The organism is Leptolyngbya sp. FACHB-541 (assembly GCF_014695875.1).
Taxonomy (GTDB): Bacteria; Cyanobacteriota; Cyanobacteriia; order Elainellales; family Elainellaceae; genus JAAUTN01.
This window is the reverse complement of sequence record NZ_JACJPC010000146.1, coordinates 88,546-101,114: the sequence shown is the minus strand read 5'-3', so window position 1 is coordinate 101,114 and position 12,569 is coordinate 88,546. Positions and strand designations below refer to the sequence as shown.

Here is a 12,569-nt window from a genome sequence, read left to right as displayed (position 1 = left end):
AATGGGGTAATGTTCCGATCGCACAGAGGTTATGACGCACTCTACCGACATCGCTGCACTAGCCCGCTGGATGGCAGCAGACTTTAGCAATCAAGCACAGGCGTTTGAAAATCCGCCCTTTTTTGCTCACATTCGCGTCTGTATGCGTCCGCTGCCGCTAGAGTTTTTGTCTGGAGTCAGCTTTTTTGTTGAGCAAGCCTATGACTACATGCTGAATGACCCCTATCGGCTACGGGTATTGAAGCTGCTGGTACAGGGCGATCGCATTGAAGTTGAAAACTACACCGTTCACGATGAGCAAGACTTTTACGGCGCATCCCGCGACCTGAAGCGCTTGCAGCAAATCAGTCCTGACCGTCTGGAAAAACTTCCTGGCTGCAACATGATTGTGGACTGGACAGGGCACAGCTTCAAAGGGCATGTTGAACCGGGCAAAGCTTGCATGGTCGTGCGAAAAGGAAAAACCACCTACCTCGACAGCGAATTTGAAATCGACGACCAGCGCTTTATCAGCCAAGACCGTGGACGCGACCCAGAAACCGATGAGCATATCTGGGGTTCGGTCGCAGGCCCGTTTGAGTTTGTGCGAGTCGCAAATTTTGCAGACGAAGTAAAAGTCTGAGCGAGTCTTGGTTAGTGGGTAGTGTCTACCCGAGATGGTTTGTGTAGATAGCAATGGTTGAGATCGCCCCGATCAATTTGCTGTAGTCATGACAGAACTTTGTGTTGTCACTACAGAAGTTTCTGGAGCCACGATAAGAGTCACTGTAGTGACGACAGAAGTTTGTGTTGCTACTACAGAAGTTTGTGTTGTGACGACAGCAAGTTCTGTCGTTAGAAGGAAACGATCGCCCCCCACACTCCACATCCGATCGCCACACAAAAGATCAGCGGAACTTTCTTGAAACTGGCGATCGCCACTACTACCCCTGCTGTAACAGTTGCCAAAGTTTCTATTGTTGAACCGCTCAGGCTAACCATGCTGCTGATGGTGAGTACCAGAATTACTGCTAGCGGCAAATGGTTTAACCAACGCGCCTGGAAGAATTGGGGCGGTAGCCAAACGCCTGCACTTCGCATCAAGTAAGTACCAATTCCGGCTAAGAAGATTACCCACCAGATATTCATACTTTCTCCTTAGGATTTGACTTCTCCTTGTGGTTTAAGCCTGGGAGCAGGGAGGATAGGATGGCGATCGCCAAAATTGACATCAAAAGACCGATCGATCCGAACTGTTGAGTAATTAGCACCAGAGCAATTCCTACGCCCAGAACGATGCTGATTTCTTGCTGCCAGCGATCGCGCAGTGCATTACTGGCAGAACTTCGCAGGTTGCTCACCAACAGGCAAAGGAATAGTCCGGGCAATGCAAACTGAAGCCACTGTTCGGGTAATTGCATTCCCACCTGAGAGCCCAGCCAGGAACCCGCCAGCCACGAAGCCCAGCAGCACACATGCATTCCCACGTAATAGGCAAACGGGCGCGGTTCATCAGTCATTTCCAGGGCAAAGGTTTCATCAATCAGCCCGTGAGCCAAAATCCACTGCTGTCCCCAGCTAAACCGCTTGTAAATCTTGTGTGCTGATAGACTCATGGGAATGTGGCGCAGGTTAATGATCAGCATCGTGAGTAGGATGCTGACACCAGACAGGTTTTGCCTTACGCCTTCGACTGCTGCAAACTGTGAAGCACCTGCATAAACCAAAGCAGACATCCCAACCGTGGAGAGCGGCGATAGCCCGGCCTGAACCGAAATTGCGCCATAGCTCATAGCGATCGGCAAGAAGCCTGCTACGACTCCCAGAGCGCGGTTCATGCCGTTAAAGAATTCTGTGAAGAAGGTTGAGCGATTTGTTTGTTGAAGCATGGGTCAATCACCTCCAGGGAGTAAAACCCTGATGCTTCTTAATTTATGGGCGATCGCTCTTTCAAATCTTGAAGAAAATTGCTCTATTTACCGCTGATATTGTCCCGGAGTCACCCCGGTCATTCGCTTGAATTGTCGGGTCAGGTGGCTCTGGTCAGCAAAGCCTGTCTCCTGAGCTACATCGGAAATCGGTTTGCCTTGAGCCAACAGTCGTTTGGCACGATACAACCGCACCTGATTGAGATAGCCATGCGGCGGCAACCCGACCTGTTTACGAAAAGTGCGGAGCAGGTAAAAAGGACTGAGGTTAGCGATCGCCGCCAGTTCTTCTAACGATGAATTCTCAGCGTAGTGCGCTTCCAGGTAATTTTGCACTAGTCGAATCGGTTGAGATTCCCTCCCTGCTGCTTTGATAGCGGGGCGATCGCCTGCATGACGGGCGATCAGTTGTGCCATCGTCCAGATCATGCGCGAATCTTGCTCTAGCTGACAGGTAGATTTCTCTAAGGTGACATGCAGCCGCAAAAGTAATCCCTTCAGGTATTCATCCTGAATCACAGGCTGAGGGAAATAGGGAATATCGGGCGATCGCCAAGATTCAGCCATTGCTTCCCGCAGAATGCTGACATCAGGGTATAGCATTCGATACATCCAGCCTCCCTCAGTTGCAGCGTGCCCGTCGTGCGGTTCTCCCGGATTAATTAACGCAATGCTACCTGCTGTTGCAACGTGGGTGGCACCCCGATAATCAAATTCCTCAGCCCCCTGCTGAATTACTCCAATCGCATAGGTGTCATGGGTATGGCGACAAAAGGAATGGGTAATAAATCGAGCATGAAGGAGTTCTAGATCGGCGAATTGAGGCGATCGCCAGAACTTGACTTGTTCTTTCATGGAAGGAATTAGGGGTTAGGGAGAATTCCGGCTTGTTCGGAGGCTTCTGAGGCGAGTCCAGTCCAGTCCAGATCGCCTTTGCCTTTAGCGACAGCAGACAGCAGGCGATCGTGCAGCAGGCTGGCGAGGGGCATGGGCATTTGGCTAGTTCTGGCAGTTTGCAGGGCCAGGGTGACATCTTTTAGACCGAGGGAAAGCTTGAATCCAGCAGGTTCATATTGCTGTTGGGCAATCATGCGACCGTAGTTTTGGTAGATCGGGCAAGCAAACAGCGTTTTGCCAAAAAGTTCGGCGACCTGAGTGCGATCGATACCGTTTTTTTCTGCCAGGGTAAAGGCTTCAGCCATCGCTTCGATCGCTGAAACAATCAGGAAATTGCCAGTCACTTTAACGATATTTGCGGCTTCCGGCGTTTCGCCAAAGTCAAATACACCCTGTCCCAAAGCATCTAGCACGGGCGCAACTTCCGCTTTAGCAGCAGGATTTCCTGACAGGCAAATCCACAGCTTTTTGGCAGCAGCGGCATCAGGGCGACCAAATACGGGTGCTGCCAGGTAATGCACCCCTTGCTGCTCGTGTTGTGCCGCTAAGTGCTGAGCGGTTGCGGGTGAAATGGTACTCATGGATAGGTGAATGCTGCCGGGGCTGAGCTTTTCTAGAATCCCGTTTTCGCCCAGCACAGCTTCCTCTAGTACCTGGTCGTTAGCGAGCATCGTGATGACGATGGTTTCGGGCGCTACAACTTCAGCGGGTGTATTCACCAAAGTTGCACCTTGCTCAGCTAGCGATCGCCCCTTTTCTAAAGTGCGGTTGTATACTTGCAGCGAATAACCCGCTGCAAGCAGATTCGTCGCCATTGGCAAGCCCATATTGCCTAGTCCAACAAAGCCGATTGTTTTAGAGCCGATATCTTTGCTCATTCGCCCATTCCTGAAACACTCTAATCGCTCTCAGGATAGAGGCGATCGACCCAATTTACATCCTTCATTAGAATGTCCCCGCTGCGATTTACTTTTGTCCCATTCACCTATCCGCGAAGACTAGGTCAGAGCTTAGGTGAAAAGGCTAAAAGATATTGCTGTCAGGGACTTCGAGTAGTTTGATAGCTAATTTTAATAGAAGTTTTTAGGCGAACAGTTCAGCCTCAATCGTCTAGAAGGTACCCAAACCTGATAGATTTGAGCGAGTATCAGCAAACAGGATATGGCAAGATGAAAGTCCTAGTCATTGGCGGCGACGGCTATTGCGGGTGGGCTACCGCGCTTTACCTTTCAAACCGAGGATACGAAGTCGGCATCCTGGACAACATGGTGCGCCGACACTGGGATTTAGAGCTTTGTGTCGAGACTCTGACCCCGATTGCTCCCATCCAGCAACGCCTCCAGCGCTGGAAAGATTTAACTGGTAAATCGATCGACCTTTTTGTTGGCGACATTACCAATTACGAATTTCTTAGCAAAGCAATGCACCAGTTTGAACCCGAAGCGGTGGTGCATTTTGGCGAACAGCGATCGGCTCCCTTCTCCATGATCGATCGTGAACATGCCGTCTTGACGCAAGTTAATAATGTAGTTGGGACGCTGAACCTGCTCTACGTTATGCGTGAAAGCTTCCCTGATTGCCACCTGGTGAAGTTAGGCACGATGGGCGAATACGGTACGCCTAACATCGACATTGAAGAAGGTTACATCACGATCGAGCACAACGGCCGTAAGGACACACTTCCCTATCCTAAGCAGCCCGGTTCGTTCTATCACTTGAGCAAAGTTCACGACTCTCACAACATTCACTTTGCTTGCAAAATCTGGGGTCTACGAGCTACTGACCTAAACCAGGGGGTAGTCTATGGGGTGCTAACAGAAGAGACGGGCATGGATGAATTGCTGATCAACCGCCTCGATTACGACGGTGTGTTTGGTACAGCGCTGAACCGTTTCTGCATTCAGGCAGCGATCGGGCATCCGCTGACGGTTTATGGCAGCGGCGGTCAAACTCGCGCCTTCCTGGACATTCGCGATACGGTGCGGTGTGTAGAATTGGCGATCGCCAACCCCGCCGACCCAGGAAAGTTCCGCGTCTTTAACCAGTTCACCGAAATGTTTAGCATTGGCGATCTGGCGCAAATGGTCGAGAAAGCTGGAAGCTCTCTCGGTTTGAGCGTTGAAGTCAAGCACCTCGACAACCCTCGCGTTGAGTTAGAAGAACACTACTTCAACGCTAAGAACACCAACCTGCTTGACCTCGGCTTACAGCCCCACTACCTGTCTGACTCGCTGCTCGACTCCTTGCTCAACTTCAGCGTTCAGTACAAGCATCGCGTAGACGAGAAGCAAATCCTGCCCAAAGTCAAGTGGAAGGGTTAACTCAGTCGATCCGGCCGAGCTGTATGTTATGTCAGATCTCCGACTTCTCAAAGAAGTCGGAGATCTTAATCCCTAGCCAGTGACATTAGGTTCAAACCCTTGTCAGGACGGAGCGTGATCGATTTTGCATTCCGTTCTGATAAGTTCTTGCCAACTTGACTGTGCCCTGTAGAAGAGGCAGAGTCTCTACGCTGATGTTCCCAAGTAAGCATGGGAACGAGAAAACCACCCCCAATCCCGAACCCCCACCCCCCAATCCCGAACATTCTCTATGCGAATTGCCCTATTTACCGAAACTTTTTTGCCCAAAGTTGACGGCATTGTTACCCGCCTCAGCCATACCGTTGAACAGTTGCAGCGATTGGGTGACGAAGTTTTAGTAATTTCTCCCGATGGTGGATTGACTGAATATAAGGGAGCCAGAATTTATGGGGTGCCGGGGTTTCCCTTACCGCTTTACCCAGAGCTAAAGCTGGCGCTGCCACGTCCCTCCATTGGTCAAGTGCTAGAAGGGTTCAAGCCCGATTTAATTCATGTAGTGAATCCTGCCGTTTTAGGATTAGCAGGACTGTACTACAGCAAAATCTTTAAAGTGCCGCTAGTTGCGTCCTATCACACCCACTTGCCTAAATATCTAGAGCATTACGGCTTGGGAATGCTGGAAGGCATGATGTGGGAATTGCTGAAAGTGGCGCATAACCAGGCACAGATTAACCTTTGCACCTCAACTGCCATGCAGGAAGAACTGGATGCTCATGGGATTGAGCGCTTAGCCGTGTGGCAACGGGGAGTAGATACGGAGCTATTTCATCCCGGTTTGGCGAGCCAGGAGATGCGATCGCGCCTCAGTCAGGGAAACCCTGATAGCCCGCTCTTGCTCTATGTTGGACGGCTCTCGGCGGAAAAAGAAATCGACAAAATCAGACCCGTCCTGGAATCGATCCCGAATGCTCGACTGGCTCTAGTGGGTGATGGGCCACACCGCCAGGAATTAGAACAGTATTTTGCTGGCACGCCGACTCACTTTGTCGGGTACCTGACTGGCGCAGATTTAGCAACCGCCTTTGCCTCTGCGGATGCCTTTGTGTTTCCATCGCGCACCGAAACGTTGGGACTGGTACTGCTTGAGGCAATGGCGGCAGGCTGTCCGGTGGTTGCAGCCAACTCTGGCGGCATTCCCGATATTGTGACGGACGGTATCAACGGCTATTTGTTTGATCCCTACGACGAACAGGGGGCGATCGCCGCTACTCAACGCCTGCTCAACCAACAAACCGAACGCGAAACGCTGCGCCAAAACGCCCGCCAGGAAGCAGAACGCTGGAGTTGGACGGCTGCGACCCGTCAGCTTCAAGATTTCTACCAAGTGGTGCTGACACCACACTCCATGCCCACGGCAGCGTAGGGCTTTCATTTAGTTTTCGTAGGTCTCTTCAAAAAGGCTCGCCAAAAATTTAAAATGCCTTCATAAAAGGAGCGATCGCCACTTTATCTCAGGAGACAATTCTAGATATTAGCTATGCTATATCCAGGTTGGGAAGAATGGAATTAACCGACTTGGCTTGCGCCTTGGAGTCGTCAGAAAGCTGTTAGACTATTGCCTTACCTGCGCTAACCCCAGATTTTGCGGAAGTCGGAGTACAGGTTAAACAGGGATTAACAGGAACGGTTGCTGATATTTGGCGGCTGAAGCTTTCTTCCAACTTCCAATCTTTACAAATTTTCATAGGTACCTATGACAGCTTCATCCCCACGCCGGCCCGATCGGGACCATGCTGACGCTGTGATTGATGTGTATCCTCACGTCTCCGAAGATGGGGGAGCCTACTTTAACTCAATGGGTGACATTGAAGTTGACGTGGTTCACAGCACCGACGACTTAAACCTAAACGTACCCCGCAAAACTGAGCCAGGTGGGGCTCTTGCTACTAAACACGGCAATTTCTCAGCTTTTCTGGCTCCTCTAACCCAGGATACGTTTAGGCAGGTTGTGACGGATGTTGAGCAAAAGCTGCGCGTCGTCAACCAGACCTTGTCGATGCTCGACTCTGTGCTAGATAGCCAGGGTTTCGATGCCATTCTGAACGAAATGCTTCAGTCGATCACCCTCAAGACAGGCGAGTTGCTGGGGGCAGATCGCACCACGATTTATCTCTTGGACGAAGACAAAAACGAACTCTGGTCAATCGTTGCCGAAAATGCTGGTGGCGGTTCCTTAGAGCTACGCATTCCTGCTGACCAGGGGATTGCGGGTGAAGTGGCGACCTTCAAACAGCCAATTAACATCCCCTTCGACTTTTACGATGATCCCCGCTCAGCTTTTGCCCAAAAGCAGGACAAAAAGACGGGATATCGCACTTACACCATGCTGACCCTGCCACTGTTGAGCGAGAATGGCGGATTGGTAGCTGTCGTACAGCTAATTAACAAGCTCAATTTTCCGAATGATCCTGGAGATCCATTGTCTGAGCGGGTAAATCGACAGGGCTTCACAGAAAAAGATCAGGACTTGTTCAGTGAATTTTCGCCATCGATTCGCCTGATTCTAGAAAGCTCTCGTTCCTTTTATCTGGCAACGCAAAGACAGCGAGCCGCGACAGCGCTGATGAAAGCAACGCGATCGCTGAGTCAGAGCAGCCTTGATCTGGATGCGACCCTGGCACGGGTGATGGAAGAGGCAAAGGAACTGATGAACGCCGATCGCAGTACCCTATGGCTACTCGATCAGGATCGGAACGACCTGTGGACAAAAATTCCGATGCCAGATGGCTCGCTCAAGGAACTGCGAGTACCCGTCGGCGTTGGTTTTGCAGGTAAGGTTGCAGAAACCCGTGAGCCGTTAAACATTCCCTTTGATCTGTACGAACATCCAGACGCAGACAACGCCAAAAAGCTAGATCCCACTAACGGCTACCGTACCTGCAGCCTGCTATGTATGCCCATCTTCAACGCAGATGGTGAGCTAATCGGCGTCACGCAACTGGTCAACAAAAAGAAACAGGGCGAATTTACTGAATACAATCCAGAAGATTGGCCCAGAGCACCAGAGTGCTGGAAATCTAGCTTTAACCGCAGCGACCAGGAATTTATGCAGGCGTTTAACATCCAGGCGGGTGTGGCGCTGCAAAATGCCAAGCTGTTTGCCACCGTAAAGCAGCAAGAACAGATGCAGCGAGACATTTTGCGATCGCTCTCTAACGCCGTCTTCTCAACCAACAAAGACGGGGAAGTCATCGCTGCTAACGAAAGCGCCAAGCGATTGCTCGGACTGGACGAGCAGGAAAAAATTGAAGGGCGACCGATCACCGAACTCATCAAAATTAAGGAAGGGGATTTCTCCAAGTGGTTCGTTGCTGCGTTAAAAGGCACAGGCAGCAAGAATCGACAGCAGTACTACCCTGACCAAACCCTGATCTCATCGGAAGTCGAGCAGCACAGCGTTCACCTGTCGATCAACTCGATTGCTGATGTGGCAGACGATACTCATGTGTATGGCGCACTGGTCGTGATGGATGACATCAGTGACGAAAAGCGGCTAAAGAACACCATGTATCGCTACATGACCCAGGAGTTGGCAGAGGAACTGCTCAGGCTGGATGACCCGAAACTAGGAGGCGATCGCAAAGAGGTTTCTATCCTATTCTCAGACATTCGCAGCTTTACCTCGATCGCCGAAAGCATGGAAGCCGAAGAACTGGTTGTCATGCTCAATGAATACTTTGAGTCGATGGTCGATGCGGTGTTTAAGCACAAAGGCACGCTCGACAAGTACATTGGCGATGCCATTATGGCGGTGTTTGGCTCCCCCTTGCCGCTAGAAAATCACGCCTGGTTAGCCGTACAAACAGCGATCGATATGCGGCATCGGCTAGAGGCATTGAATCAGAAGCGCGAGGCAGACAGCAAACCCGCGATCAACATCGGCATTGGTATCAACACTGACAATGTGATCAGCGGCAACATTGGCTCTAGCCGCAAGATGGAATTCACCGCGATTGGCGACGGGGTGAACCTGGGATCGCGTTTGGAAGGAGCCAGCAAGCAATACGGCTGTGACATTATCATCAGTGAAACGACCTACCAGCCCTGCGCCGATCAGGTGTGGGTGAGAGAGTTAGACCGAATTCGGGTGAAGGGCAAGAACAAGCCCGTCAGCATTTACGAGCTAGTGGGACTGCGATCGGAACCCATCTCAGAGTTAGACCAACGCCGGATCGAACTCTATCAGCAGGGGCGAGAATATTATCTTGAACGCAAGTTTGTCAAAGCGATCGCCGCATTTGGCACAATTTTGGAAGAGCTAGACCACCAAGATAAAGCCGCCGACCTGCACGTCAAGCGCTGTCACCACTGGATGGTAACTCCGCCACCTGAAGACTGGAGTGGCGTTTGGGATCTCACCGAGAAGTAGAAATGTCTCTCGTTGTCGCAACCTTTTATAAGTTCGTTAAGCTGCCTGACTTTGCTGAGAAGCAAGCTCCATTGCTGGACTACTGCAATCAGCAAGGAATCAAGGGGACAATTTTGTTGGCAGAAGAAGGCGTAAATGGAGCGATCGCCGCTTCCCGTCAAGCCATTGATGCTGTCCTCGCCTTTCTGCGCTCTGACCCCCGTCTAGCCGACCTGGAACATAAGGAATCTTTTGCCGATTCCCCTCCCTTTGATCGGCTGAAAGTGCGGTTGAAAAAAGAAATTGTCACACTGGGGCTTCCCGAAGTTGACCCCAATAATCAGGTTGGCACCTACGTCAGCCCGCAAGAGTGGAATGCGCTAATTTCTGATCCAGAGGTAACGGTAATCGATACGCGCAACGATTTTGAAGTGGCGATCGGTTCCTTTCAGGGCGCACAAAACCCTCAAACAAATTCATTTCGCCAGTTTCCCGACTACGTTCGGACTCAGCTTGACCCAACCAAGCACAAAAAAGTCGCGATGTTCTGCACAGGCGGCATTCGCTGCGAAAAAGCTTCCTCCTTCATGCTGCAACAAGGCTTTCAGGAGGTTTATCACCTGCAAGGTGGCATCCTCAAGTATTTAGAAGAAGTCCCTGCTGACGCAAGCCTCTGGCAAGGTGAATGCTTTGTGTTTGACCAGCGCGTTGCGGTTCAGCATGGCTTGGCTCCGGGCACTCACGACCAGTGCTTGAGTTGTGGTCGCCCCATTTCTGATGCAGATAAGGCTTCTCCCCAATACCAAGAAGGCATTTCCTGTCCCTATTGCTTTAACGGACTAACAGAAGAGAAAAAAGTACGGCAGGCGGAAAAAGTACGGCAGATGCGGTTGGCACAGCAAAAAAATGTGCTTTAGCAGATACTTATACGGAATCCGTTTCGTAAAGAAGTACTGTTTCTTGCGTACAGGCAAAGCATTCGGTTAAAAGGCTGTGCTTGTGTTGCAGAGGTCGTAACCCAATGTTTCGCCCATATAGTCGGGATGATAGATTTCGTAGGTTGGGTGAAGCGCAGCGTAACCCAACACTTGCAGAGATCTCTCGTTGGGTTTCGCTCTGCTCCACCCAACCTACATCAGCTACATCAGTCGCTTTGCCCAAACGCTAAACCCTCTGAGCGAAGTAGTCGAGCAGTTCACGGTGTAGAAAGCGATAGCGCCCGCCGACTCGCTGAAGCAATCGACGCTCAACGCAGTAGTTGAGGAAACGGGCTAAGTTCCAGGGAACAATGCCGCTCTGCCAAAGAACCAAGCGCAGGCAGAGATGTTGGATAAGGGGTAAGTAGCTTGAACAAACTAGAAATCCAAGAACACAAAAAATAATTTGATAGTAAGTACTCTGTATTAGAAAGGGTAAGAAAGAAAAACCATAAAAGAGAATTAGAACTAGAGATGCAACCTTCAGGGATTCTTGTAATCCTTGATTAGGAGTTGATGTTTCCTTCATCTCTTCTGTTACTAAAACAGAAACTGAACTTATGATTAGGAACAGTACAAAAGTTGCCAGAATTGGAAGGAAGGTAATCATATTGAAAATTAGATTAAGCAGCCATCCACCTTCCTGTCTAATCATTCTTATGTATTGAAAACTTAGTTCACCTGCTAGGGCGTGATGGGGATATCTAAATTTGTCCGTACTTGCCAAAGATAATCTGGTTTTCTGACTAATTCTTGCATAGGATTTCTTGAGTTTAATACCTAGCCTCCTCATACCAATTAGATTGGCTAATTCTCCCGAAAGCATATGCATAGAAACAATGGCCTATTTGATTTTCATCTCTCAGGGTTTGTGCTATCCACCAGAGCGTTCGTAGTGTTTTCTGCCGTTTGGGTTCTAACTCAGGCGTTTTGTATGCCCACTGTCGCTGCTTAATTTCTTTGCGGCGATCGCTTTCCCTCACATCTTTCGACAACTGCCGCTCCACATATTGCTCTAACAATTCAGTCTTGGTTTGAAACGGGTATTGAGGGTCATAAACTTTGGCAGCAAGGCTGATAAACAAAGGCACTCGCAACAGTCCAACATCACCTTTATCATCAGATTCCAATAGGTTTTGTAGGGCAGGCACGGACTGAATCATTGACCAGAGATCAGGGCGATTGACAGTATTCAAATACTCCTGAATTTGTTCATCGGTGAGTGGTTCAAGACATACCGCTCCTCTCAGATTGTCGAGTTTGAAATTCGCCTGAGCAAACTCCTTCACTCGACAACACACCACCAGATGAGGATAGTGTTTGGCAAACTCATTTAGCTTGCGGTGCATTGCTTTTGTCGCTCTAGCCCCAGTTCATCCAGCCCGTCTAACAGCGGCAACAGCACTTGCTGGTCTAACCATTGCTCATAGCGCTTGGCTTTTGGGTTGCCACCATGCAGGTCATAAAGCTGTTCGATCAACCAGTCTTGAATGCTCTGGTTATCATTGCGCCAGGTAGACATTTCAAACAGGACTGGAATTACCGTTTTGGCCTGGGCAAGGGCACCACATACCAGTTGCTCTGCCAGACTTAACAGAGCGGTGGTTTTGCCTGCGCCCGGAGTTCCTAAAATCAGCAGCTTGCCTTTGATATCATCCTGCCCAAACGTTTTAATGAGCATCTGATGCATATCGAGGATGCCCCGGTCTTCACCCTGCACCTGCAAGCGGCGGTTGGCTTCGAGCCGCCCTACCCACGACAACTGCTCATTTATGGATAGCTGCATTAGGCAGCGATCGCGCCCTAAGGTATCGGTCAACCGTTTATGAATGTCGGGTAGCTGCTTGTCTCTTAGTAACCGAAGCGCCCAAGTCCAATCGACAGACGAAGATACGGGCTGACCAAACAACCGCAGAATGATGTGGTTGATCGTGACCTGGTTATCCTGGCTGTTCTGAAAACTAACCGCATCTTGTCCAGCCTGAACCAGTTGAACCTGGCTATTTTCAATCTGGCTCCCATCAATGTCCTGATTCTGAGAAGCCATCACTCCTGCCCATTCTGAATATCACTGGAT

12 protein-coding genes are annotated in these 12,569 nt (G+C 50.2%); 6 read left to right on the top strand and 6 right to left on the bottom strand.

Features of this window, described 5'->3' with window-relative positions:
• Positions 1-31: 31 nt before the first annotated feature.
• On the top strand, positions 32-622 hold the full coding sequence (locus H6G00_RS32450; RefSeq protein WP_190799892.1) for a chromophore lyase CpcT/CpeT: 591 nt from the start codon (positions 32-34) through the stop codon (positions 620-622).
• Positions 623-834: 212 nt separating this feature from the next.
• On the opposite strand, the gene H6G00_RS32445 is transcribed toward H6G00_RS32450, so the two are convergent.
• The 4 genes from H6G00_RS32445 to H6G00_RS32430 all read right to left on the bottom strand — a co-directional run bounded on the left by H6G00_RS32445 (position 835) and on the right by H6G00_RS32430 (position 3,682).
• Entirely contained in the window at positions 835-1,128 is a 294-nt protein-coding gene (locus H6G00_RS32445; protein ID WP_190799891.1) for an AzlD domain-containing protein, read from the bottom strand.
• Positions 1,125-1,868, bottom strand: a complete 744-nt coding sequence (locus tag H6G00_RS32440) for an AzlC family ABC transporter permease (RefSeq protein ID WP_190799890.1) — start codon at positions 1,866-1,868, stop codon at positions 1,125-1,127. Before H6G00_RS32440 ends, H6G00_RS32445 begins: the two co-directional genes overlap by 4 nt.
• Before the next feature lie 87 nt (positions 1,869-1,955).
• Complete coding sequence (locus H6G00_RS32435) at positions 1,956-2,762, bottom strand: AraC family transcriptional regulator (RefSeq protein ID WP_190799889.1); 807 nt, start codon at positions 2,760-2,762, stop codon at positions 1,956-1,958.
• 8 nt (positions 2,763-2,770) lie between these two features.
• Entirely contained in the window at positions 2,771-3,682 is a 912-nt protein-coding gene (locus tag H6G00_RS32430) for an NAD(P)-dependent oxidoreductase (RefSeq protein WP_190799888.1), read from the bottom strand.
• 291 nt (positions 3,683-3,973) lie between these two features.
• Between H6G00_RS32430 and H6G00_RS32425 the strand changes: the two genes are divergently transcribed.
• The 5 genes from H6G00_RS32425 (at position 3,974) to H6G00_RS32405 (ending at position 10,777) form a co-directional block, all read left to right on the top strand.
• Positions 3,974-5,125 carry an NAD-dependent epimerase/dehydratase family protein gene (locus tag H6G00_RS32425; protein WP_190642644.1) on the top strand — a complete coding sequence of 384 codons (1,152 nt, stop codon included), beginning with the start codon at positions 3,974-3,976 and terminating at the stop codon, positions 5,123-5,125.
• 271 nt (positions 5,126-5,396) lie between these two features.
• Complete coding sequence (locus H6G00_RS32420; protein ID WP_190799887.1) at positions 5,397-6,530, top strand: glycosyltransferase; 1,134 nt, start codon at positions 5,397-5,399, stop codon at positions 6,528-6,530.
• A 432-nt stretch (positions 6,531-6,962) separates the two neighbouring features.
• Complete coding sequence (locus H6G00_RS32415) at positions 6,963-9,536, top strand: adenylate/guanylate cyclase domain-containing protein (RefSeq protein WP_199318849.1); 2,574 nt, start codon at positions 6,963-6,965, stop codon at positions 9,534-9,536.
• Positions 9,537-9,538: 2 nt separating this feature from the next.
• Positions 9,539-10,432: a rhodanese-related sulfurtransferase gene (locus H6G00_RS32410; RefSeq protein WP_190799885.1), complete on the top strand. Its 894-nt coding sequence runs from the start codon at positions 9,539-9,541 to the stop codon at positions 10,430-10,432.
• 126 nt (positions 10,433-10,558) lie between these two features.
• A complete protein-coding gene (locus H6G00_RS32405) occupies positions 10,559-10,777 on the top strand; it encodes a hypothetical protein (protein ID WP_190799884.1) in 219 nt (72 codons plus the stop codon).
• A gap of 488 nt (positions 10,778-11,265) precedes the next feature.
• Here the strand turns inward: H6G00_RS32405 and H6G00_RS34960 are convergent, their stop codons facing one another.
• Positions 11,266-11,841 carry a hypothetical protein gene (locus H6G00_RS34960; protein ID WP_199318842.1) on the bottom strand — a complete coding sequence of 192 codons (576 nt, stop codon included), beginning with the start codon at positions 11,839-11,841 and terminating at the stop codon, positions 11,266-11,268.
• Positions 11,826-12,539 carry an NACHT domain-containing protein gene (locus H6G00_RS34955; protein WP_199318841.1) on the bottom strand — a complete coding sequence of 238 codons (714 nt, stop codon included), beginning with the start codon at positions 12,537-12,539 and terminating at the stop codon, positions 11,826-11,828. Before H6G00_RS34955 ends, H6G00_RS34960 begins: the two co-directional genes overlap by 16 nt.
• Between the last annotated feature and the right edge of the window lie 30 nt (positions 12,540-12,569).